General features: G+C 57.4%; 26 protein-coding genes and 2 pseudogenes. 12 read left to right on the forward strand and 16 right to left on the reverse strand.

Annotated elements, in window-relative coordinates:
• The 7 genes and pseudogenes from AC0V6L_RS10140 (at position 1) to tatC (ending at position 5,127) form a co-directional block, all read left to right on the forward strand.
• On the forward strand, positions 1-738 hold the full coding sequence (locus tag AC0V6L_RS10140; protein WP_486154133.1) for an SPOR domain-containing protein: 738 nt from the start codon (positions 1-3) through the stop codon (positions 736-738).
• 91 nt (positions 739-829) lie between these two features.
• Complete coding sequence (gene nagZ / locus AC0V6L_RS10145; RefSeq protein ID WP_486154134.1) at positions 830-1,852, forward strand: beta-N-acetylhexosaminidase; 1,023 nt, start codon at positions 830-832, stop codon at positions 1,850-1,852.
• A gap of 26 nt (positions 1,853-1,878) precedes the next feature.
• A pseudogene (locus AC0V6L_RS10150) lies at positions 1,879-2,747 on the forward strand (segregation and condensation protein A).
• Complete coding sequence (scpB, locus tag AC0V6L_RS10155) at positions 2,744-3,484, forward strand: SMC-Scp complex subunit ScpB (protein WP_486154136.1); 741 nt, start codon at positions 2,744-2,746, stop codon at positions 3,482-3,484. The pseudogene AC0V6L_RS10150 and the gene scpB overlap by 4 nt, the downstream one beginning before the upstream one ends.
• A 74-nt stretch (positions 3,485-3,558) precedes the next feature.
• Positions 3,559-3,801 (forward strand): twin-arginine translocase TatA/TatE family subunit, encoded by a 243-nt coding sequence (tatA, locus tag AC0V6L_RS10160; protein ID WP_486154137.1) that lies wholly within the window; start codon positions 3,559-3,561, stop codon positions 3,799-3,801.
• Between the two features lie 69 nt (positions 3,802-3,870).
• The gene (tatB, locus tag AC0V6L_RS10165) at positions 3,871-4,293 is read left to right on the forward strand and encodes a Sec-independent protein translocase protein TatB (RefSeq protein WP_486154139.1); all 423 of its coding nucleotides are present in this window, start codon (positions 3,871-3,873) and stop codon (positions 4,291-4,293) included.
• A gap of 9 nt (positions 4,294-4,302) precedes the next feature.
• A complete protein-coding gene (tatC, locus tag AC0V6L_RS10170) occupies positions 4,303-5,127 on the forward strand; it encodes a twin-arginine translocase subunit TatC (protein ID WP_486154141.1) in 825 nt (274 codons plus the stop codon).
• A 144-nt stretch (positions 5,128-5,271) separates the two neighbouring features.
• On the opposite strand, the gene AC0V6L_RS10175 is transcribed toward tatC, so the two are convergent.
• The 4 genes and pseudogenes from AC0V6L_RS10175 to AC0V6L_RS10190 all read right to left on the reverse strand — a co-directional run.
• Positions 5,272-5,493: a hypothetical protein gene (locus AC0V6L_RS10175; RefSeq protein WP_486150424.1), complete on the reverse strand. Its 222-nt coding sequence runs from the start codon at positions 5,491-5,493 to the stop codon at positions 5,272-5,274.
• Positions 5,494-5,895: 402 nt separating this feature from the next.
• Positions 5,896-7,548 (reverse strand): amidohydrolase, encoded by a 1,653-nt coding sequence (locus tag AC0V6L_RS10180; RefSeq protein WP_486155103.1) that lies wholly within the window; start codon positions 7,546-7,548, stop codon positions 5,896-5,898.
• Between the two features lie 12 nt (positions 7,549-7,560).
• Positions 7,561-8,034 (reverse strand): NAD(P)-dependent oxidoreductase, encoded by a 474-nt coding sequence (locus AC0V6L_RS10185; protein ID WP_486155104.1) that lies wholly within the window; start codon positions 8,032-8,034, stop codon positions 7,561-7,563.
• Positions 8,014-8,465: pseudogene (locus AC0V6L_RS10190) on the reverse strand (NAD(P)-dependent oxidoreductase); the annotation flags it as partial. The gene AC0V6L_RS10185 and the pseudogene AC0V6L_RS10190, both read right to left, overlap by 21 nt.
• An 85-nt stretch (positions 8,466-8,550) precedes the next feature.
• On the opposite strand from AC0V6L_RS10190, the gene AC0V6L_RS10195 reads away from it, so the two are divergent.
• A complete protein-coding gene (locus tag AC0V6L_RS10195; RefSeq protein WP_486154143.1) occupies positions 8,551-9,816 on the forward strand; it encodes a threonine ammonia-lyase in 1,266 nt (421 codons plus the stop codon).
• 241 nt (positions 9,817-10,057) lie between these two features.
• The gene (locus tag AC0V6L_RS10200; protein WP_486154145.1) at positions 10,058-10,912 is read left to right on the forward strand and encodes an arginyltransferase; all 855 of its coding nucleotides are present in this window, start codon (positions 10,058-10,060) and stop codon (positions 10,910-10,912) included.
• Between the two features lie 39 nt (positions 10,913-10,951).
• Here AC0V6L_RS10200 and AC0V6L_RS10205 read toward each other — a convergent pair whose 3' ends face one another.
• The 8 genes from AC0V6L_RS10205 to AC0V6L_RS10240 form a co-directional block, all read right to left on the reverse strand.
• Positions 10,952-11,590 carry a lysozyme gene (locus tag AC0V6L_RS10205; RefSeq protein WP_486154147.1) on the reverse strand — a complete coding sequence of 213 codons (639 nt, stop codon included), beginning with the start codon at positions 11,588-11,590 and terminating at the stop codon, positions 10,952-10,954.
• Positions 11,523-11,879 carry a hypothetical protein gene (locus AC0V6L_RS10210; RefSeq protein WP_486154149.1) on the reverse strand — a complete coding sequence of 119 codons (357 nt, stop codon included), beginning with the start codon at positions 11,877-11,879 and terminating at the stop codon, positions 11,523-11,525. Before AC0V6L_RS10210 ends, AC0V6L_RS10205 begins: the two co-directional genes overlap by 68 nt.
• 5 nt (positions 11,880-11,884) lie before the next feature.
• Positions 11,885-12,328, reverse strand: coding sequence for a hypothetical protein (locus AC0V6L_RS10215; RefSeq protein ID WP_486154151.1), 444 nt, complete (start codon positions 12,326-12,328; stop codon positions 11,885-11,887).
• A 347-nt stretch (positions 12,329-12,675) separates the two neighbouring features.
• Entirely contained in the window at positions 12,676-14,085 is a 1,410-nt protein-coding gene (gene glnA / locus AC0V6L_RS10220) for a type I glutamate--ammonia ligase (RefSeq protein WP_486154152.1), read from the reverse strand.
• Positions 14,086-14,157: 72 nt separating this feature from the next.
• Complete coding sequence (locus tag AC0V6L_RS10225; RefSeq protein ID WP_486154154.1) at positions 14,158-14,496, reverse strand: P-II family nitrogen regulator; 339 nt, start codon at positions 14,494-14,496, stop codon at positions 14,158-14,160.
• Positions 14,497-14,779: 283 nt separating this feature from the next.
• Positions 14,780-15,703 (reverse strand): N-acetyl-gamma-glutamyl-phosphate reductase, encoded by a 924-nt coding sequence (argC, locus tag AC0V6L_RS10230; RefSeq protein ID WP_486154156.1) that lies wholly within the window; start codon positions 15,701-15,703, stop codon positions 14,780-14,782.
• Between the two features lie 12 nt (positions 15,704-15,715).
• Positions 15,716-16,084 (reverse strand): hypothetical protein, encoded by a 369-nt coding sequence (locus AC0V6L_RS10235; RefSeq protein WP_486154158.1) that lies wholly within the window; start codon positions 16,082-16,084, stop codon positions 15,716-15,718.
• 77 nt (positions 16,085-16,161) lie between these two features.
• Positions 16,162-17,544 (reverse strand): leucyl aminopeptidase family protein, encoded by a 1,383-nt coding sequence (locus tag AC0V6L_RS10240; RefSeq protein ID WP_486154160.1) that lies wholly within the window; start codon positions 17,542-17,544, stop codon positions 16,162-16,164.
• Between the two features lie 78 nt (positions 17,545-17,622).
• On the opposite strand from AC0V6L_RS10240, the gene AC0V6L_RS10245 reads away from it, so the two are divergent.
• The gene (locus tag AC0V6L_RS10245; RefSeq protein WP_486154162.1) at positions 17,623-18,435 is read left to right on the forward strand and encodes a PdaC/SigV domain-containing protein; all 813 of its coding nucleotides are present in this window, start codon (positions 17,623-17,625) and stop codon (positions 18,433-18,435) included.
• Between the two features lie 38 nt (positions 18,436-18,473).
• Positions 18,474-19,298 (forward strand): type I methionyl aminopeptidase, encoded by an 825-nt coding sequence (gene map / locus AC0V6L_RS10250; protein WP_486155105.1) that lies wholly within the window; start codon positions 18,474-18,476, stop codon positions 19,296-19,298.
• A 4-nt stretch (positions 19,299-19,302) separates the two neighbouring features.
• On the opposite strand, the gene AC0V6L_RS10255 is transcribed toward map, so the two are convergent.
• The 3 genes from AC0V6L_RS10255 to ccmA are packed head-to-tail and all read right to left on the reverse strand — an operon-like array spanning position 19,303 to position 21,207.
• Positions 19,303-19,965 (reverse strand): hypothetical protein, encoded by a 663-nt coding sequence (locus AC0V6L_RS10255; RefSeq protein ID WP_486154164.1) that lies wholly within the window; start codon positions 19,963-19,965, stop codon positions 19,303-19,305.
• A gap of 1 nt (position 19,966) precedes the next feature.
• Positions 19,967-20,617, reverse strand: coding sequence for a heme exporter protein CcmB (locus AC0V6L_RS10260; RefSeq protein WP_486154166.1), 651 nt, complete (start codon positions 20,615-20,617; stop codon positions 19,967-19,969).
• A complete protein-coding gene (gene ccmA, locus AC0V6L_RS10265; RefSeq protein ID WP_486154168.1) occupies positions 20,614-21,207 on the reverse strand; it encodes a heme ABC exporter ATP-binding protein CcmA in 594 nt (197 codons plus the stop codon). The genes AC0V6L_RS10260 and ccmA overlap by 4 nt, the downstream gene beginning before the upstream one ends.
• Before the next feature lie 97 nt (positions 21,208-21,304).
• Between ccmA and AC0V6L_RS10270 the strand changes: the two genes are divergently transcribed.
• Positions 21,305-21,598, forward strand: a complete 294-nt coding sequence (locus AC0V6L_RS10270; protein WP_486154169.1) for a 4a-hydroxytetrahydrobiopterin dehydratase — start codon at positions 21,305-21,307, stop codon at positions 21,596-21,598.
• Positions 21,599-21,846: 248 nt separating this feature from the next.
• On the opposite strand, the gene AC0V6L_RS10275 is transcribed toward AC0V6L_RS10270, so the two are convergent.
• The gene (locus AC0V6L_RS10275; RefSeq protein ID WP_486154171.1) at positions 21,847-22,662 is read right to left on the reverse strand and encodes an SDR family oxidoreductase; all 816 of its coding nucleotides are present in this window, start codon (positions 22,660-22,662) and stop codon (positions 21,847-21,849) included.
• Positions 22,663-22,734 lie beyond the last annotated feature (72 nt).

The raw sequence follows: 22,734 nt of genomic DNA on the forward strand, positions 1-22,734 counted from the left end.
ATGACGATGGTAATTGATGCCGAATTTGAGGATATCACCGTGACCGAAGACCAGCTTGATCTTAGTGCTGATGAAAGCCTCCCTTGGCTCGAATCTGATGAAGACAATGCGGCTGCCGGTGGTATCGACAGTGTTCAGGTCATGAGCTTTCTGGCCGTACTGCTGGTTCTGGCAGCAGCTATTATCATCGCAGTTTGGTATTTCACCAAGGGGTCTGGCGATGCCGCAGTGGTCGCAGATGGCAGCACGATCGAAGCACCAGCCGGTCCGATCAAGGAACGCCCCGAGGATCCGGGCGGCAAGGAATTTGAAGGCACGGGCAATCTGGCACCGGGCGTAGGCGAGGGCGAGGTCCGCGATGCGCAAATGGCCGATAGCGCAGGAGCAGAGGGTGCAGGAAACGCAGGGGGTGATACAGCGCGGCCAACGATTGACACTCAAGCGTCTGAAACCGCAGCAAGCCCTTCATCAGATACCTCAAGCGGTGCGTCGTCAAATGCCAGCGGCGTTGCGGTGCAATTGGCCGCCTATGGTAACCGTGCGCGGGCCGAAAAAGGGTGGACGGATTTGAGCCGCAGTTCGGATGCACTGAACGGCGCTCGCTACCGGATTGTCGAAGCCAAGGTCGATATCGGCACCGTCTATCGTTTGCAGGTCATGGCATCCAATCGCGCCGAAGCAGACAGGCTTTGCGCGGCGATTAAGGCAGATGGCCTGGAGTGTGCGGTCAAGCCTTAGGAGCGATGCGCACCGCGTTCTGCCGCATTTTTCCCCATAACGGACCGTTAGCCCGCTTGCCTGACCGCGCCTGTGCTGCAAGGCTACAGACATGACCCCGGCAATCTTCGGATGTTCCGGCCTGACTTTAACGGCTGATGAGCGTAATTTCTTCCGCGATGCTGATCCGGCAGGCTACATCCTGTTTGGGCGCAATTGCGACAATCGCGAACAATTGCGCGCGCTCACCGATGAATTGCGCAGCCTGCACGGGCGCGACCGTCTGCTGGTATCCATCGATCAGGAAGGGGGACGCGTGGCGCGATTGCGTCCGCCGCATTGGTCGTCTTATCCTTCGGGCGAGGCGTTTGCGGACCTTTATCAAATCGCGCCAGCCAGCGCGATTGAAGCGGCGCGGGTGAATGCGCGCGCGATGGGGCTCGAATTGTCGGCCATGGGCATTACGGTCGATTATCACCCACCGCTCGATCTGCGCCAGGCAGGCGCGCATGATGTTATCGGGGATCGCGCGCTCGGCTCTGACCCTATGCAAATTGCCGCGATCGGGCGCGCAATCCTCGAAGGGCTTGCCGAAGGCGGCGTGACCGGTTGCATCAAGCACATGCCAGGCCATGGGCGCAGCAGCGTCGATACGCATAAGGAAATGCCGACGGTCAATGAAAGCGCAGAGGAGCTCGCTTCAGACCTCGCGCCGTTTCGGGCGCTCAACACCGCTTTGATCGGGATGACGGGACATTTGCTGTTCCCGGTATGGGATGCGCAAAATCCTGCCACTTTGTCTGAGACAATCATCCGCGATATTATTCGCGGTGAAATCGGCTTTGATGGTCTGCTGCTGACCGACGATATTGATATGGAGGCTCTTACTGGCACCATCCCCGAACGATCCGCCCGCGCGCATCGGGCTGGCTGCGACATCATCCTCAATTGCTGGGCGAAAATGGAGGATATGAAAGGGATTTGCGACGTCTTGCCTGCTATGACTGAGGCAACAGCGAACCGGCTTGATCGTGCGTTGGAGAACACCGCTGTCGCTGACAAAATGCCGGATGACCAAGCTGAATTGCTGGCTAAACGCGATGCTCTGCTGGCTCTGACGGTCGAGCAGGCATGAGCAATCAAGAAGATATCGAAGGCCCTATGCAGGCCCTCAATTCTGAGCCTGCGGAGGCTAAAGATGTCGCGGCACCAGTGATGCCCTGGCCAGATGGCGATCGCGATGATGCGGGCGAAAATTTGATCGTTCACGGGGGGCATGAAGAAAACACCACCTCGGGCGACAAGCTTTATCTCGATCTGGAGGGATGGGAAGGGCCGCTTGACCTGCTGCTTGATCTGGCGCGCCGTCAAAAGGTTGATCTGCGGCAGATATCCATACTTGCGCTGGTTGATCAATATCTTGGATATATCGAGCGTGCGGAAAGCCTGCGATTGGAGCTTGCCGCCGATTATCTCGTGATGGCGGCGTGGCTGGCTTATCTCAAATCTGCACTGCTTTTGCCCAAGGACGAGCAGGAAGACCCAAGTCCAGAGGAACTCGCGCTGCGTTTGCAACTGCGCCTTCAAAGGCTGGGAGCCATGCGCGAAGCTGCAGCGCGCTTGATGGGGCGTGACAGGATCGGGCGGGACATATTCTTGCGCGGTGCACCCGAAGGGCTGCGCACCGACCGCAAAACGGTTTGGACCAGCAATGTCTATGCGATCATCCAGGCCTATGGCCAGGTAAAGGCCCGCACGGCGCCGCGAATATACCATGTGGCTGATCGCCCGGTGATGACGCTCGACAGCGCGCTTGATCGGGTTTCCTCGATGCTGGGCGTCACGCTGGAATGGATGGATATTCGCGACTTTCTCCCCCGCATGCGGAACCAGAACTGCGCAAATCCGCGCTTGCTTCCAGTTTTGTCGCAGCGCTTGAATTGGCGCGATTGGGCCGGGCGGAGATTGATCAGGACGAGGCGTTTGCCCCGATGCGGATCAGGCGGATGAAACAGGACGCAGCACAATGAGCGAGGAGACGGTCCACAAGTGCGAAGGCGCAAGTGAAGCGGCCGCTTTCGCCCCCACCAACGCCCAAAGTACGTCATCTGATGATATTGAGCGGGCGATTGAGGCCACATTGTTTGCGGCTGAAGAACCCTTGAGCGTCGAAAATTTGTCGGCGCATTTGGGCGGCCTTGAACATGTCGAGATTCGCAGCGGTCTTCATGCGCTTGCCGAGCATTACGAAAAGCGCGGGGTTCATCTGGTTGAACGCGGCAAACGGTGGCACTTTGAAACCGCACCTGATCTTGCGCATTTGCTTCGGCGCGAGCGTGAGCAGGTCCGGCGCTTAAGCAGGGCTGCCACCGAAGTGCTAGCGATCATTGCCTATCATGAGCCTGTCAGCCGGGCCGAAATCGAATCCATTCGCGGCGTCCAAACGGCCAAGGGAACGCTGGATGTGTTGCTGGAAGCGGGTTGGATCAAACCAGCAGGCCGGCGCGAAGTGCCCGGCCGGCCGGTAATCTATGCAACAACGCCGGGCTTTCTCGATCATTTCGGCCTGGCATCGCGGCGCGATCTGCCCGGAATGGACGAATTGCGCGCTGCGGGCCTTCTCGATCCTGTCGATGAGGCATTGGAAGAGGCTTTGGGTGATGTTTCAGTAAAAGCAGAAAGTGGGCCAAACGATGATGACGGCAGCGATGCGGGCGTTGCTCTGTCCGATGGCGCAATTGACGCTGTAACGGATAATGAACGCTGATGTGTAACTCGGGTGGCATAGCAGGGCGTTTGTCCCTATATCGAATGTGTTCTGTGCAATAAGAGAGAAACCCCATGGGTCTTAGTGTTTGGCAAATCGCAATCATTGCCGTGGTCATTCTTGTCCTGTTCGGCCGTGGCCGGATTTCAGAGATGATGGGTGATTTTGGCAAAGGTATTTCCAGCTTCAAAAAGGGTATGAACGAAGAAGTGGATGACACGCCTGCGTCCAATGCCCAAATCGAAGCGCCGCCAGCCGATCCTTCGGCTGCTTCGCCGGAAAGCACGAAAACGGGCGAGAACACCCCATCGTCGTGATTTTTGTCGCAGGCCTGCGCCGCGCCCAAATCGTGTAATTTTCAGGAGAGGCAGGGCCTTTAACCCGTCATGTTCGATCTCGGCGCCGCTGAATTGCTTGTCATTGTAATCGTCGCCGTCATCGTGATCGGCCCAAAAGACATGCCGCTTGCCATGCGTACGGTTGGTCGATGGATTGGCCAGGTGCGCAAGGTCTCAGCTCATTTTCGCACCGGCATTGATGCCATGGTCCGCGAAGCTGAATTGGAAGACATGGAGAAAAAGTGGAAAGCGCAGAATGAGGAAATCATGAAGCGCACCGCTGTTTCGGCTGAAGACAAAGCTGGTGAACCTGTAATGACAGGCCCGCCTCCGATTGAGGCTCCAAAAAGCCCACCAACCGGTGGTGCCGATGAACCCGCTGATAGAGATAAAGTGGATCCGGCACATGTCGCAGCGGCATCGCCCAAAGCCAATTCCGATCCCAAACCACAGCCTGACACTGAGGGATAAGAGGGCGCGATGGTTCTCAAGATCGAAGATATTGATGAAAGCCGTGCACCGCTGCTTGATCACCTGATTGAGCTGCGCGGCAGGTTGGTCCGTTGTGTGCTCGCATTGCTGGTGTGTTTCAGCGTCTGCCTGGTCTTCGCCGATCCCATTCTCGCCTTTTTGGTCAAGCCGCTTATCAGTGCATTTCCCGATGGCGAGGGCCAGTTAATCTTCACCAAACTGCCTGAATTGTTCTTCGTCGATCTCAAGGTCGCCTTGTTCGCAGGCTTTATGCTGAGCTTCCCAATTATCGCCAATCAGCTGTGGGCGTTTGTTGCGCCGGGGCTTTATGCAAAAGAGAAGCGTGCATTTTTGCCCTTTCTCATTGCCACGCCCGTGCTGTTCCTTGGCGGAGCTGCGCTTGCTTACTTCGTGGTTATGCCCACCGCTTTTGCGTTCTTCCTTGGCTATGGAGGAGATGCGGGCGGAATTGATATTGAGGCGCTTCCGTCGGCCGGTGAATATCTCAACCTTGTGATGCAGTTCATTCTGGCCTTTGGTGTCACGTTCCTTTTGCCCGTTCTATTGATGCTTCTGCACAAAGCAGGAATTGTTACGCGCGAACAATTGGTTGCTGCCCGTCGATATGTAATCGTTGGTGTGGTCGCTTTGGCAGCGATTGTAACGCCGCCTGATCCGGGCAGTCAGGTCATCTTGGCAGTGCCGCTATTGCTTTTGTTTGAAGGGTCGCTGTTCCTCATGCGTTTTCAGGAAGCAGGCCGGCCTGACGCTGAGAACGAAGAAGATGAAGGTTTGATCGACGAGGGAGAAGATACGGGCGAGCCGTCTCTTTGAGAAAGGTCTGTAGACGCAGGCCGTTGGATACTCTTCGACCCTCACCTCATCCTTTGCGCGCCGCGCCAATAGCTTAGCGCGCGGATTTTGGACAAAAAAAGAGGCTCCAAAAAGGAGCCTCTTTCAATTGGTTCGTCAAAACCCTCAGGGGCTTGTCGGCTCGTCGTCACCATCGTCAGCAACGATGATGATACCGGCAATAACAGCAGCAGCCGCCAAAACAGCGATGATGATGCCAGAGCCGCCTTCGAGACCGCTTTCACCTTCGACCGGTGCGGTCGAACGCTCAAACGCGGCTTCTGCGATAGCCGGCGTAGCAGCAAGCGAAATAGCTGCTGTCGCCAGAGCGAGATTGCGGATCTTCATTTAGTGGTCTCCTATTGAGATCGTTCTTGTGTTGCCAGGTTTCAAATAGACTTGCCCGACGATTGTGACAACCCTCTTTTTGTGATGCACCATATTGAGGGCTGTCAAAAATATGGTGCAATTCTAAAACCTTAAACGAGTTCAGCCAGTTTCGGACCAATTCCATGCCAAATCGGAGCAAGTTTTTTTGTGCAGTTGCACAATTGCATCAATCGCATCAGTCAGACAAAAGAAACCATGATTTGCTTAAGTTCGCGCAACGCACTTGCACGCCAAGTATGACGAAAAGGTGAACGTGCCGACCCAAAACTGTTCAAACCGTGTTATTAAGAAGACCAGCTGAATTGTTTAACGAGCGCAAGCCCCGCTTAACGGCTGTTAATCGCCCTCGCAAAGCTCGCCCTATTGCTGAAGAACCCGGACGCCGCCCACCCAGACCTCGCTGATTTGAGTTGCTCTGATATCGCGCGGTGTGGAAAGCATTGGATCGCGATCAACGAGCAGAAAATCGGCGCGTTCTCCGATGATAAGCCTGCCAAATCGACCCTCGGCAAAACCTGCAAATGCCGCATCAGCGGTGAAAGCGCGCAAGGCGTCTTCGCGGCTCACAGCTTCTTCTGCGCGCCAGCCGCCGAAAGGTTCACCGTTTTCATCGGTCCGGCTGATTGCAACAGCAATGCCCGCAAATGGGTCAGCCAATTCCACTGGAGCGTCTGACCCGAAAGCCAGCCGCCCGCCTTTGGCAAGAACGCTGCGCCATGCGTAGGCGCCGCCCAAGCGATTAGGCCCAAGGCGCGCTTCTGCCATTTCGCGGTCCGATGTCTGATGCAATGGCTGCATTGACGCGATGATCCCATGCTTGCCAAACGCTGCAAGATCGGCGGGATCAACAATTTGGGCATGCTCAATGCGCCAACGCCGGTCGCCTTTATAGGTGTCTGCCAATTCCTCGATCGCCAGCAGCACATCGGCATTTGCCGCATCGCCAATCGCGTGAACTGCCGTTTGAAAATTATCGAGCGCAGCGCGGCTCATCCGGTTGCGCAATTGCGCTGGAGTTAGCAGCGGCAGGCCCCGCGTGCCGGGTTGGTCTTCGTATGGTTCCTTTAAGACAGCCCCGCGTGATCCCAGCGCGCCATCCAAGTATAGCTTCACGCCCAAAAGCCGCAATTTGTCGCGATAAAGCCAGGGGGTAGGGCCTGGCCCACCGATCAATTCCATCGCCTCAATGCTGTCCGCATAGGCCATTATCCGGATTTTCAAGGAGCCTAGATCGCCCGCACGCCGAAACGTCTGCCAATCGACCACCGGCGTACCCATGTCAGCGACCGCGGTCACACCTCTGGCGAGCAACACTTCCTGCGCTTTGGCGAAGGCGGCATCACGGTCCTGAGGGCGAGGCGTGGGGACGCTTTCTCCGACAAGCTTAATCGCATTGTCGATAAATACCCCGGTGGGATTGCCCGCGACGTCGCGCACGATCCGGCCGCCCTCGATGTCTTTGCTGGCCGCCGTGACCCCGGCGCGTTGCATGGCGAGGCTGTTGGCCCAATTGGCGTGATTGTCGGCGCGTTCCAGCCACACAGGCCGATCTGCGACCACACTGTCGAGTTCGGCGGCGGTAGGGAAACGGCCCAGCCCCCATTTCTCTTGATTCCAACCGCGACCCAAAATCCAGGGCCGCCCCGGATTGTCCTCGGCAAATTGCTTAATTTTGGCCAGTGCATCTTCGAGGCTGTTTGTGTCAGACAAATCGAGTGTGAGTGCGGCAAAGCCGATATCCATCACATGCACATGCGCATCGATCATGCCCGGCAGCATCACCTGACCTTTTCCATCGACGGCGAAATCGGTGCTGGGCCGCTCTTCAGCGCGCTCCAGAACCTGAGTGATGCGCCCGTCATCATCAAATACAAGGCCTGTGAACCGCTTGACTTTGCCGCCCTCAGCGATGGTGATCCCGTCAACATTATCGACCAAAGTGTCAGCGTTGGCAGTGGAGGAGACACCGAATAGAAGTGCCGCCGCCAATGATGCCACCGCGCGAGAGAACATTTGCATTGTCAATCAATCCTGTATCGTCGATTTGGCCAGCCGTGTGATGAGCGCACTGGTGTCATGTCTGTTGCCGCCCTGCGCCTGAACATCAGCATAAAACTGATCGACCAAAGCGGTAATAGGGGAGGACAGGCCCAGCCGGTTTGCCTCATCAAGGGCATAGCCCAGATCCTTGCGCATCCAGTCTATTGCAAAGCCAAAATCAAATGTGCCGGCTGTCATCGTGGCCCAGCGATTGTCCATCTGCCAGCTTTGCGCGGCACCACCTGAAATGGCATCATAGGTCTTCTCAAGATCGAGGCCTGCGCCCTGCGCCAATCGCACAGCCTCGGACAAGCCGCCCAGGATCCCTGCAATGCACATTTGGTTGGCCATTTTGGCGGTTTGGCCAGAACCCGCCGGACCCACATGCGTGATGGCCTTGGCATAGCTTTCCATAACGGGACGCGCGCGCTCCATAGCTTTATCAGTACCGCCGCACATGATTGCGAGCTGCCCGCTTTCAGCGCCAGCCTGCCCCCGCTCACCGGCGCATCAAGCCATTCGATGGAGCGTTTTTCGCATTCTTCCGCGAGGCTGCGGGCAAGCGCTGCCGACGTCGTGGTGTGATCGACCAGCATTGCGCCTTTGCCGATCTCTTCGAATATCCCTGCTGGGCCCCGAGTGATTTCATCGACATCCTCGTCTTTACCAACGCAGGTAAAGACTATGTCGGCGCCCGCTGCCGCCTCAGCCGGTGTTGCAGGCATCGCGATTTCAAAACCCTCATCCTGCCAAGCTTTTTGCCAGGCAGAAGAGCGTTTCGCCGACCTGTTAAAAGCGCGCACGTAATGTCCCGCTCGTGCGAGATGCCCGGCCATCGGACCGCCCATGACCCCGAGGCCGATGAAGGCGACTGTTTTCAATCTGCTCATGGAGTTGGTGCCTAGAGTCTTATCCAAAGCTTGCCAACCGATAGGGTTTGCTCTGGCGCGTTTGAGCGCGTAACCGGGCGGCGATATGACTGCACAAGAAGCCCCCCAATCCGGCCTGCGCGAAAGCGCTGCGATCCCTTCAGACCTTACGATAGATGACGTGCGCGCTGCGGCCGAACGGATCGACGGTGCGGTTGTCAAAACGCCGATGATGCACTCGATAACCTTGTCCGAGATAACCGGAGCTGAGGTTTGGTTAAAGTTTGAAAATCTGCAATTCACTGCAGCCTACAAAGAACGCGGCGCGCTCAATGCGTTGCTGCACCTCACCGAGGACCAAAAGCAGCGCGGCGTCATCGCTGCATCGGCTGGAAATCACAGCCAAGGGCTTTCTTACCACGGCACGCGGCTGGGGGTTCCCGTCACCATCGTGATGCCGCGCACCACGCCAACCGTTAAAGTGATGCAGACAGAAAGCGTTGGCGGTAATGTCGTTTTGGAAGGAGAGACCTTTGACGATGCGCACGCTTATGCGCGCCAATTGGAAGGGGAACGGGGGCTTACATTCATCCATCCCTTTGATGATCCGCTGATTGCTGCAGGGCAGGGCACAGTCGCTCTTGAAATGCTGGACGTAAAACCGGATCTAGATTGTCTCGTCACTCCCATCGGCGGAGGCGGATTGATCTCTGGCATGGCTACTGTGGCACGCTCGACCAATCCCGATATTGAGGTTGTTGGCGTACAGGCAGGGCTGTTCCCCAGCATGTATTCGCGCATCAAGGGTGAAGATCGCGATTGCGGGGGCGACACGCTGGCCGAAGGTATTGCGGTCAAACGTCCCGGCGCGTTCACAGCCAAAGTGATTGAAGAACGCGTCGATGATATTTTGCTGGTGGACGAGCCAGCGCTTGAAAAGGCGGTTTCTCTCCTGCTCCAGATTGAGAAAACCGTCGTCGAAGGCGCAGGGGCTGCGGGCCTTGCTGCGGTCCTTTCAAACCCTGAACGGTTCAAGGGCAAAACAATCGGTCTCGTTTTGTGTGGGGGCAATATCGATACGCGTTTGCTCGCCAATGTGCTGCTGCGCGATTTGGCCCGGCAAGGGAGGCTCGCGCGCTTGCGGGTGACATTGCAGGATCGGCCCGGCGCGTTATTCAAGGTCATGCGATTGTTCGATGATCACAATGTCAACATCATCGAGATTTATCATCAGCGTATTTTTACCACGCTCCCTGCGAAAGGCCTTATCACTGATATCGAGTGCGAAGCGCGTGATGCCAGCCAGGTGGAACAATTGGTCAGCGCTTTGCGTGCCAAGAATTACGCGGTTGAACTGGTGGAGCTGAATTGATCTTCGGCTGAAAGCTTAGGGCTGAGATAGGGGCTTTTACCTGCCTGCGTTTCACAAATGCTGCGCGCATCGTCCCAGATTGCTCCGCTTTGGCCCTTGCGGCCCTCGGCATTGTGCAAAGTAAGACATTATTCACCCTGTTTCATGGTTAAGGGTCTTTTACCGCGAGGGTGGAGCAGGCATAACCTGATCTTAACGATTTCCCCGCGATTCTCTCGCAAGATAGGACCGACTTTTACCCGTGACGGCCCCAATCCGCTTTCCCCGCTTCTTTGTTACGAGCCCTGCGCCGTGCCCCTATCTGCCGGGCAAACAGGAACGCAAGGTCTTCACCGAACTGAAAGGCGCGCATGCCGATCAGCTGAACGAGGCGCTTGGCAGGATCGGATTTCGCCGCAGTCAAACCGTTGCTTACCGTCCCAGCTGCCTTGATTGTCAGGCTTGTATTTCGGTCCGTGTTGTTGCCAGCGAGTTCAAACCATCCAGCACGCAGAAACGCGACATCAAACGCAATTCCGATCTTGTTGTGACCGAATGCCGCCCTTGGGCAACCGATGAACAGTTTGAGCTTTTGTCCAAATACCTCGCTGTCCGCCACCCGGATGGCGGCATGTCTGCCATGGACGAGCTCGACTATGCCGATATGGTCGAACACACTCCTGTTACCAGCACTCTGGTTGAATACCGCGAACCGGGCGTTGGCGGGGAGCAGGGCAAACTGATCGGCGCATGTCTGACGGATCGTCAGGGCGATGGGCTTTCGATGATCTACTCGTTCTACGACCCTTCTCACGAAGGGCGCGCGGGATTGGGCAATTACATTATCCTGGACCACATCCGCCGCGCTGCGATGGACCGGTTGCCGTTTGTCTACCTTGGCTATTGGGTCGATGGGTCACCGCGGATGCAGTACAAGGTCCGTTATCGCCCGCTCGAAACGCTCACGCGCGATGGGTGGAAACGGATGGACGCGGAGGAGCAAACCCGCCTGATCGCAGAGGCCACCGCACCGCGCAAAGCTGCCGTGGATGATCTTGCCAAGGGCCTCAGCAAAGACGGGCAGAGCGCTCCGTTCAAACCCAGCAAGACGATTTAGGTTTAGCCCTGCACGGCCCGATTGGCGCCGCAGGCGAGCTCAACGTTCATACAGCTTCCGTTCTGCCGCACGCCGCCTGACCAGACCGTTCATCACGCGGCCTCCTGCCTTGTTCCAGCGCGGGAACTCGCGCGCCGCGCCTGCGTAATCGCGGGCGATGTGCTTTTTGGTTAGAGTCGCGCGGGCAATCGCGCCAGTGTTGTAGTGAAAGCTGACCATTGCATCGAACTGGCTCTGCGTCGTCGGCGTCTTGCCAATCGCGCGCGCGACGTCATCGGCATAGCGGACCAGATCGCGTTCCAACCGCGCATCGCATTCAGCCTTGGACCACACAGTGCCGGGCCCGATCCGTTTGCCATCCAGTCCCATACCGGTTGCGCCCCAGCCAATCGTCCACGGTTCCCCGCCCGTTCCGGGATCAGGATAGGCCTCAACCCGGCCATCAGGGCGTTTGCGTTCGCAGCCCTCAAACGCTTTGATAAGCGCAATTCCGTCTGGTCCGATTGAGAGACATGGACCGCATGTTACACGGTCCTGAGACAATAAATCTGCGGTTTTATCGCCCGCACAATCCATGGCGTTATCAAGCGCATCATCCAGCGCATTCACTTCATCGCGGCGAAATCCGCGGCCCAACAATTTGCGGACAGCGTCGAATACAGGGGCTCGGGTGTTCATTGGGGGTCTCCCGTTTGCGGGTGATAACAGATTTGAAAGAGGCGGCCTCGGTCAGGATCGCGCCCAATTCCAGCGCAGCGTCGCGAGTCATCGGCTGCACCAGCGTGTTTTGCTCGATCGGTGTGCGGATACTGACAGCCAGCAATCCAATCGGGCGCCCGTCCAGCGTTCTTAAGGGACACGCAACCGATGCTTTCAGATTGCCAGCGAGCATAAAGGCCTGAAGCTCGCCATCTTCATAGTCCTCAACATTGCGGGCAATACAGCGCGGAACGTCGCTCGCCAGCATATAATTCAATGTGCGCCGGATCGCGGTGAGAGGAAGGGGCGATTGCGAAGGCCCGTTTCCTCAGTGCGGATGTCCATGCTTTCAAACACATCGACAATGCCCACAACCTGTTCAGATTGGTCCACATCAAACACCAACGCCCGAATAACTGCACGGCTTGACGAGGAGCGAAGGCGCAGATCGAGCAATCGCTGACGCACCAATTCGTCGACTTTTATGGCGTGCACTTCGGCGCGCCGTTCGCGTTCTTCGCGCAGGATTTCCATCCGGTAAGTGTGATCGCTGCGCGCTTCGTAGAGGCCAATCAGTGATGGTGCCTGCCAGAAAGCAAGCGCCACAATCGCCGCGCACATCACAACGGGAACAGCAATGACAGCGCGGCGCGGATGTTTGTCGATCAGCGCAATAAAGCGCTCTGCAAATCCCAGATAGGGGGCAATGCTAGCCATGCTTACTCCCTCGCTTTTGCGGCAAGAGAGAAGACGTGGGCTGTTTTGGGCAAAGGGAACGGCGTTTCATAAGGCTGCCTCATGGGGTCAGACTTTGCAGAGCCGTTTGGATCAAGCCGGGGTCACAAGGCCTGTCACAGACACAACAAAGCAGGTGAGGCCGACCTATTAGGCAGATTCTTGCAGTGTAGGAAAATGGTTTCACATGTTGCGGCGAAGACACAGGCAAATTGCGTGTCAATTGCGCAACAAAAAGACCGCCCGGTTTGCACCGAGCGGCCTGTTTGTGTCTCAGTTTGGGAATTCACTGTCGCAAAAGAAGGCCTCGCCCCCTGATGCGCCAAGAATTACGCGCTGTAATACATATCGAACTCAACCGGGCACGGCGTTGTTTCCATCCGCATCACCTGCTCCCACTTGAGCTCTGCATAGGCTTCGATCTGATCCATTGAGAACACATCGCCTTTCAGCAGAAATTCGTGATCCTGCTCCAACGCTTCAAGAGCCTCGCGCAGCGATCCGCATACGGTGGGAACTTGCGAAAGCTCAGCTGGCGGCAGATCGTAAAGGTTTTTGTCCATTGCCTCGCCTGGGTGGATCTTGTTCTCGATCCCGTCGATGCCTGCCATCAGCAATGCAGCAAAGGACAGATATGGGTTAGCAAGCGCATCGGGGAAGCGAAACTCGACCCGCTTTGCCTTATCACCCGCACCATAGGGAATGCGGCATGACGCTGACCGATTGCGCGCCGAATAAGCGAGCAGCACGGGCGCTTCAAAGCCTGGGACCAACCGCTTATAGCTGTTGGTGGTCGGGTTGGTGAAAGCATTCAGCGCCTTGGCGTGTTTAATGACGCCGCCAATGTAATGCAGGCATGTTTCCGAAAGTCCGGCATATTCATCGCCAGCGAAAGTCGGATTGCCATCTTTCCAGATCGACATATGGGTGTGCATGCCCGATCCGTTATCGTCCTTGATCGGCTTTGGCATGAAAGTCGCCGTTTTGCCGTAAGCGTGGGCAACCTGCTGGACGACATATTTATAGACCTGCACCTGGTCAGCCGTTTTGGTGAGGGTTGAGAAGGTAATACCAAGTTCATGCTGCGCAGCGGCCACTTCGTGGTGGTGCTTGTCCATGTCGAGGCCCATTTCCATCATGGTCGCAACCATTTCGCCGCGAATATCGGTGGCGCTGTCAACGGGCGCGACGGGGAAATAGCCGCCCGTTGCACGGGGGCGGTGGCCCATATTGCCCATTTCGTATTCTTTGCCGGTGTTGGTGGGCAATTCCACATCGTCAATCGCAAAGCCGCTGCCGGCATAGCCATCTTCGAAGCGGACATCATCGAACATGAAAAACTCAGGCTCTGGCCCGACAAAGACAGTGTCGCCAATGCCAGTGGATTTAAGGAAAGCCTCAGCGCGTTTCGCGGTTGAGCGAGGATCGCGGGCGTAAAGCTGACCGTCGGATGGTTCGACGATATCGCAGAAGATCGAGATCATTGGCGTTGCCGAGAAAGGATCAGGATAGACCGCGTTCAGATCCGGTTTCAGGATCATGTCGGATTCGTTGATAGCTTTCCACCCTTCGATAGAGGAGCCGTCAAACATCAGGCCATCTTCCAGCGCATCTTCGTCCATGGCGCTGGCAGCCATGGTAAGGTGCTGCCATTTGCCTTTGGGGTCGGTGAAACGCAGATCAACCCATTCAATTTCTTCGTCTTTGATCTGTTTCACAACGTCTTTTGCGCTAGCCATTATTGTATTCTCCAGCTGGTAGATGGTTTGAGAGGTTTGCCCGGCCCGAAGGACAGGCGGGATATTGGTATTCTAAATTGCGTCCTCACCGGTTTCGCCTGTGCGAATGCGCAATGCGGTTTCAATCGGGGTGACAAAGATTTTGCCATCGCCAATGCGGCCCGTTTGCGCAGCGCCTGCAACCGCTTCGATGACGCGTTCGGCCTGGTCATCGTCGACAACCACTTCGAGTTTCACTTTGGGAAGGAAATCGACGACATATTCGGCCCCGCGGTAAAGCTCGGTGTGGCCTTTTTGCCGGCCAAACCCGCGCGCTTCGGTGACGGTGATGCCGGACACGCCGATTTCGTGCAGCGCTTCCTTCACCTCGTCGAGTTTGAAAGGTTTGATGATCGCTTCGATCTTCTTCACTTGGATCCCCGCCTGTTGGCCTGCTTGTGGGACAGCAGGCTTGCCGGTGTTTGACCGGTCGGTTTGTCACGCTCTCTTAACCAAGAATCATGCCAAACCGGCCAATTGTGCCGTTTCATAAGATCCGGTCCTTGCACCCCCTTTTCCATGCCCAAAATCGCGCAAGGAATCGCTTGATGCAGCCAGCGAAATAGCAACATTGTGACGCAGGAAGCAACACTGCTCATCAAGCAGGCGATGTGTGCTTAAAATTTGTGCAAGAGGCACTCCGCGGACGAGTCTGTCAGAGCCGTAACCCAGTGGTTTCGGGCAGGCCGCACATGATGTTGAGGTTCTGGATTGCCGCGCCCGATGCGCCTTTGCCAAGATTGTCGAGACGGGCGATCAGGCGTACATTCCAGCCGCCTTCGTTGCCGCAAACGAACAGCGTCATGCCATCTGAGCCTTGCGCATTTTCATTGAGGAGCAATTCGGACGGCACTTTATCGCTGACATTGACCACTTTCGAGCCGGCATAGTGCTGCTGCAAAGCCGCCTTAAGATCATCAGCAGATGGATTGGTTGCCGTCGCGCCCAAATGCAGCGGCACTTCGACCAACATACCGCGAAATGCGGGCACTACGGCTGGGGCAAACAGCACTTCGTACCTAAGTCCAGCGTGCAGTTTCATTTCGGGGCGATGTTTGTGCGCAAGATTGAGGCCGTAGGCGCGAAAAGCGATGTCAGGCTCGTTTGCGAAACGATCAATCAGCGCATTCCCGCCGCCTGAATATCCGCTCACCGCGTTGACGGTGTAGGGCCAATCAGCGGGCAGAAGGCCGCTGCGAACCAAGGGCGCAACAAGAGCGAGAAAGCCCGTGGGATAGCATCCGGGATTAGAGAGGAGCGAGGCATTCGCGATCTTGTCGCGGCCAGTCAGCTCGGGAAAGCCGTAGGTCCAGCCATCTGCCACCCGGTGCGCGGATGATGCATCGATAATCCTCGTGCCTGACCCGTCCGCCAGCCTGACGGCTTCGCGCGCGGCATCATCGGGCAGGCACAGGACCGCGATGTCGGCTGAATGCAGCGCGTCTTTTCTCGCGGCCAAATCCTTGCGCTGCGCATCGTCAAGCACCAGCAGCTCAAATTCGCTGCGCTGTGCCAGGCGTTCGCGTATTTCGAGGCCCGTTGTGCCCGCTGCGCCATCTATGAAAATGCGTGTTGCCATAAAGACTGCGCGCTAGCTTGCGTCAGAACGGGGGGCAAGCGCTGCTTTCAGGCAATATCCGCTCGGCCCCTTTGGCCCCATGCAGGCCCATACCCAGTCGCCTTCGGTGTCGAGCACTTCGATCGTGCTATCCGGCTGGGCTTTAGCAACAATCTGCGCGTCCACACTGGGCAGCAGGAGCAATTCTGCGCCATTCTTGCCAATTATCCGGCTGTTTGGGATCACATAATGCGCAGCAAGATGTTCGCCGGCCAGAGCCATATGAGCAAGGTCGCCGCGCAGGGGCAGGGTGCCCGGCGCAGGCTTTTCAACCGGCCCATTCAGACCAATCACCCCATTTGGCACTTCGTATTTTGGCATCTGGCTGCGTGCGCTGCCCATTGCTCGTTCATTCCTTATGCCCCCGCACATGACCGCGCTTAGCGGCAGGTACGCTGGCGAGCAAGGGCATGGCTATTTCAGCCATAACGTGCTTGCAGCATATGCCAGCTTGCCCGCAGGCCATATGCGGTGCCGCCTTTGGAACGGCCAGGCTTGGCAAAGGGTCGCCAGGCAAAGGTGTCAAAATGCACCCAATCGGTGCCTTCGGACACAAATCTGTCGAGGAACAGTCCTGCAACGCTCGCGCCTGCATAAGGGTTTGAATGCGCATTGACGATATCAGCGATGTCGGACCGCAAATATTCGCGATACGCATCGGGTAGGGGTAGCCGCCAGGGTTCATCCCCGTGCGCTTTGCCGGCTTCTGTCAGAGCATTCGCAGTGTCATTGCGGCGCGCCATCATCGCGGCGTAATCGGGCCCCAGGGCGACCCGTGCAGCGCCTGTCAAAGTTGCAAAGTCGATCACCAGATCGGGGTTTTCCTCGCTCGCGCGGGTCAGAGCATCGCCCAGGATCAACCGCCCTTCGGCATCGGTATTGTGGATTTCCACCGACAGCCCCTTGCGGCTGTCCAGCACGTCACCGGGGCGAAATGCGGGGCCTGAAATGGCGTTTTCGACCGCTGGCACGAACAGGTGGAGCCGCACTTTCAGCCCCGCGCCCATAATCAAACCTGCCAGCGCAATCGCATGGGCAGCGCCGCCCATATCCTTTTTCATCAGACGCATTCCGGCCGCAGGCTTGATATCGAGCCCGCCGGAATCAAAGCACACCCCTTTGCCGACAATCGCCAGCACAGGATCCTTTGGGGAACCCCAGCAAAGGTGCAACAGGCGCGGCGCGTGATGGCGGGCAGCGGCCCGGCCCACTGCGTGCACCATAGGGAAACCCTGCTCCAAGGCATCGCCTTTGGTGGTTTTCAGTTCAGCGCCATGCGCACTTGCCAGCTTTTCGCATTCCGCCTCCAACGCGGCTGGCCCCATATCTTCGGCAGGGGTGTTGACGAGATCACGGACCAGCATTTCCGCATCAGCCTCGGCCCGGATCGCATCGATCTGGCCAACCTGGCTTGTTAAAAGCACGCGGTTGCCCGTTGGGTGGTCCTCTTCGCGGTACCGGGTGAAACGATAATGTGCTGTGATCCAGCCGAACATCGCCGCGCCGGGATCGATGTCTTTAAGCCGGTAAGTGCCTTCGGGCAGGCGATCGGCCAAAGCAGCGAGGCAAAATGGCGAGAGATCATCGGGTTTTGCCACGCCTCCGACGGCAAAAAAACCGTCCCCATCGCCCACAATGGCGACCTGGCCAGGTGATCCATCAAACTTTTGCGCGGTAAGCTGAGCTCTCTGGCCCGCAGACAGTGATTTGAGGAGAGCCTCACAATCATCTTTACAGGTCAGAGTAATGGACGTCGCGTCTTGTCCGCGATCGGGTTGGATCAGATCGGCTGTATCGGTCATATTGTTGTAATTAGTGCAGGTTTACCGCTTGTCACGCGGCAATTTGATCGCGCCACTTGGAAATGTGAAAGGCTTTGGATGAAACGCGCAGGATTATTGGGTGGACTATGCCTTGGTTTGGGTTTGATGGGCGCGGGCGCGGGCGCGGGCGCGGCCTTGGCTGATCCCGCCTCGGTTGAACAGATGCCCCCGCACAGCGCCGGCAATATCAGCGATTTTGAATTTTCTGACGTTGAAATCTCAGGCGAAGCCCGGCGCGAATTTGTATCGCAGTGGCCACGTGAGGCAGAAGACTTTCCCGGTTTGATCGCGGTGCTGAGCGAACAGCGCGCGAAAACTTTGGCGGCGCAAAAAAGCGAATGGGAGGAAGCGGTCAAGGAATTTGCAGGCTCGGACTGTGTCACCTGCGTTTCGCGGTCCTATTCTGAAGACTGGGAAGTAATGGCGGATACGCAGCGGTTTCTCTCTCTTGGGCAAGAGCGTTACTTCTATTCAGGCGGGGCGCATGGCAATTCCAGTTTTGATGCGCTGTTATGGGACAAGCAGGAGCAAGCAGCGCTTCGCCCAATTGAAATGTTTGTCGATCCCACCGCGCTCGAGAATGTTGCCTATGGTGATTATTGCGCCGCGCTTCACACCCAGCGCAGCAAGCGGCGCGGGCTGGACCCGGCACAGGGCAGCAAGTTCACCGACTGCCCCAGCGTTGACAGAATGGTGGTTTCTGTATCGTCTTATGGCGGCGAAAAGCTTGACCGGATCGAGTTCCTAGCAGCCCCCTACGTGGCCGGCCCCTATGTAGAAGGGTCTTATCAGATGACCTTGCCTGTGACCGAGGCGATTTTGAGCGCAGTCAAACCCGAATTTCGTGCAGCGTTCGCGGCAGCGCCGTAACTCTCGCATTTTGGCAAACGCATCGCTATGTGGTGGGCATGCAAGAATATCAGCTCGTAGAAAACACCGACACCGTCTACCGTGACGGCACGATCAAACTGCACACGCAAGAAGGTTTTGAAGGCATGCGCCGCGCTGGCCAATTGTCCGCGCGCATTCTTGATGAAGTTGCCGACTGGGTGCAGCCCGGCGTGACCACCGAAAGCATCGATACCCGCGTGCGCGAAATGATGATGGATGCAGGCGCTGTTCCTGCAACGCTTGGCTATCGCGGCTATGCCCATTCGAGCTGCATTTCGATCAACCATGTGATCTGCCATGGTATTCCGTCTGACAAAGTCCTGAAAGAAGGCGATATTCTGAATGTCGATGTGACCAGCCTGCTGGATGGCTGGCATGGCGACACCAGCCGGATGTTTTTTGCTGGCGAACCCTCGATCAAGGCCAAGCGGCTGGTTGACGTGACCTATGAATGCCTGATGCTGGGGATCGAGGCGGCCAAGCCCGGCGCGCGGCTTGGCGATATTGGCGCAGCGATTGAAGCGCATGCCAAGCAGTTCCGCTACGGAGTGGTGCGCGAATTTTGCGGGCACGGTTTGGGCCGCCTGTTCCACGATGCGCCCGAAGTGGTGCACGCATCCAAAGCGGGCACGGGGCCAGAGCTTAAACCGGGCATGTTCTTCACGATTGAACCGATGATCAATCTCGGCAAACCATGGGCCAAAGTTTTGAGCGATGGCTGGACTGCGGTGACCCGTGATAAATCCTTATCGGCTCAGTTCGAACATTCGCTGGCGATCACCGAAGACGGGAATGAGATATTCACCAAAAGCCCGACGGGACGCGACAAGCCGCCTTATTGACGGCTCACAAGAACCAAATCGCCAGCACCGCCACCATCACGGCGATCACGGCCACCGAGAACGCGAGCATTGCGATAACTTCGCGCGTTATGTGGCCTTTGACCAGCCAGTCATACCCGCATGCAATGGCGATTGTGATCGGCATTTGCACACCAATCGCGACAGGGTCTGGCAGATCCAGCACTTGCACCACCCGCGCATAGGCGGGTGTCATGAGTGCCAACGTTGCGATCAGCATAGCTTGTCGGTGTTGGTGCGTTTTCTTTGCGCGAGCGTAATTCACCGCCACGAAATAGAGCGGCAGAAAGGTCACAAAGGCGGCGATGTTTACCACGGTGACTTCGGGCCGGTCCAACTCCCTACCAATGTTGACCGCGATAATCGCACCTGACGCAGCCATCGCGCCGACCAGAGCAATTGATGCGCTGCCAAGCCCGCGGTGCCACCGCATCCGCTTGGTCAAAACCAGCATCGGCTGGATCACGAGCAGCGCAAGCCATGTCAGCATAAGGACCCCGTGCAGAATGACGATAGGGATATAACGCGCCTGCACTTCGGGATGGACGATGGCTTTCACAGCGAATGCAGTGATCGTGAACACCAGCAGCGTGGCTGCGATCTGGCTCATCAGGATATTGGCCCGGCGATGTCTTTCTGGCGCGCGCATGTCAGGCTTCTCTCGCGGCTCTGATTGCGGCGCCTGCTGCGAAGGGGGTTATAGCAACCAGGCCAAGCGAGACCGCGCCTGCGAAACCCAAGCTTGCGACATCCTGCCGTGCGAGCGCGCCTGCGCCAAAGATCAGGATCGGCAATGCCAGCGGGATCAGCAGCAAGCCCGATAACGCCGCGCCCGCGCGCAGGCTGGCAGTCAGGGCCGCGATCATCAATCCGATGGCTGCAAGCCCCGGAGTGCCCGCGAGCAAGCCGATGAGAACCAGATGCAAGGTAGCCCCATCCAGCCCCAGCAGCGCAGAAGCGGGGAAAGCGGCGAGCACCAATGGCGGGCCAAAGCTCATCCAATGGGCCAAAAGGCGCACTGCCATTATCGTCTCTTCAGCCATACCGCGCAGGCGCAATTGGTCAAAAACGCCGCGTTCTATATCGGCGCGCACCAATCGTTCAACGGGCAGAATTGCCGCGAGAAGCGCCGCGATCCACACAACCCCGCCGCCTGTCTGGGCAAGCAAATCACCATCTGGTCCGACCGCAAAGGGGTAAAGCATCGCGACGGCCAGGAAGAACACCACTGGAAGCGCCGCCCCGCTGCCTGCAAAGGGCAAGAATTGGGCAAGGTCGCGTTTGAGCAAGGCTGCGATCACGGCGCGAAATCCTCTATCGCGAGGGTTTGCAGGGCGCCAATCGCAAGTTCCTGATGCGAGGCGATCACTGCAATGCCGCCATGTGCCGCATGGTTTTCAATCAACGCCGTGACCTGCGCAATCGCGGCTGTATCAAGCCCGCTCAGCGGTTCGTCCAGCAGCCAGATCGGAACCGCGCGATTGACCAGGCTGGCAAGGGCTGCCCGCTTGGTCTGCCCGGTTGACAGGTATTGCACCGGGACTTCCAACAAAGCCTCCAGCCCCAGCGTTTCAATCGCTGCCACCGGGTCCAGGCAGCCATCCACCTTTTGCCAAAAGGCGAGCGCTTTACCCAAGGGCAATTCAGGCTCAAGCGCGGGGCGATCATCCAGCAGCCCGATCGCGCCTTCGTTTTCGACATGGCCTGCAAAAGGGGTAAGCAGCCCTGCCAAAGCGCGCATCAATGTCGTCTTGCCCGTGCCATTGGCTCCGGTCACATGGAGCACATCGCCTGCGCGCAGGTCCATCGCCAGCGCGCGGAACAGCAAGCGATCCCCGCGCCGACAGGCGAGGGCATGCGCGGTGAGGGATGGTGGCAAAGACACTTGCATCGCTATGCGCGTTAGGCAAAAGCGGGCCTGCAAACAACCGCTGCTAACCCCGCTCGCACACAACCACGCACACACGCACTCACAGGAGCAATCTGCCATGGTATCTGTAGCCGAACTCACGCCTGAGGAACGGGCGCGCCTTTTGGCTGACAATCCCGAATGGGAAGACGCTCGCGAAGGCAAAGCGATTACCCGCACATTCCAGTTTGATGATTTCTCGCAAGCCTGGGGCTTTATGAGCCGCGTTGCGCTGTTGGCAGAGGCGCAGGATCATCACCCTGAATGGTTCAACGTCTATGCCAAGGTTGAGATCACTCTCACCACCCATGATGCAGGCGGCGTGTCACAGCGCGATGTCAATATGGTGAAAGCCATCGCAAAGCTCGCCTGAACCGGCCTGCAACCGGGGAGACCTGTTACGCTCACGGGGGTTTTTGCAAAATTTGGTCGTCGCCGCAAACACCTGAAAAACCGGGTGCATTTTGAATTTCGGGTGAGCCCAAGTGTAACCTTTTGGATTTGCCGCCCTGAACGCCTCGCGATCAACCAAAAAACCGCATCCCATACCGCCACAATGTCAAAGAGCCGCGCCGCTTATAATCTGCGCGGGCCTGTGTAGGAAAGCGCGGGCTTGCCTTCCTAACGGCCCAGCAGGCTGGCGCTGTCGCGCTGCTGTTTGCGCACGCGGCCCGGCATCCATTTTTTGGCAAAGTTGATTTTCCGGGCTGTCTTGCCGACCAGATAATGCAGGTCTTCGCCGTGAACCGCATCCCACACGGTCGCGGCGACTTCGCTTACCGGTGTAATCTCCAATCCGGCAGATTGAACCCGGCTGCGCACGGATTCGTTGGATTTTCGATGCCCTGTCCCTTCGAGAAGGGGCGTTTCAATAAAGCTGGGGCAGATCGAACAGGATTTGATGCCATCGGGCGCCCATTCCGCATCCAGACTTTCGGCAATGCCGCGCACTGCAAATTTGCTGGCGCTGTAAACGCTCATTCCCGTGCCGCCCACAATGCCTGCGGCACTTGCAATATTGACAAGACAAGACCCCGGCGCGGTTTTGAACAGATGCGCATAGGCCGCCTGCGCGCCATACAGCACGCCGCGAATGTTGATATCGACGCAGCGGTCAATCTCATCCTTGCCCAATTCGTGGATTGGCCCGCCAGTGCCGATACCGGCATTGTTGACAACCACGTCCACCCGACCGCCGGCTGCCACGCTGAAAGCTTGCAAGGCGTTGTCCCATTCATCCCGGTCACGCACATCAAGGATGTGCATGTATTTAAAGCCCCCCTCAATCAGGCCGAGCGTGTCCTCCATCCCGGCTTCATTCACATCGCCGATCCCAACGAACCAGCCGCGCTCGGCAAAATGCTGCGCGATGGCTCGGCCAATGCCCGATGCTCCGCCGCTGATGAAAATTGCTCGGCGCTGGTTAGTCGCGCTCATATGATCCCTCTCCCCAATAAAGTACGCGCGCAAAGCTCTAGCCATGCGCGCGTACCTTGTCAGCAACTGACA

It is taken from the genome of Erythrobacter sp. JB1-15, from assembly GCF_057365035.1.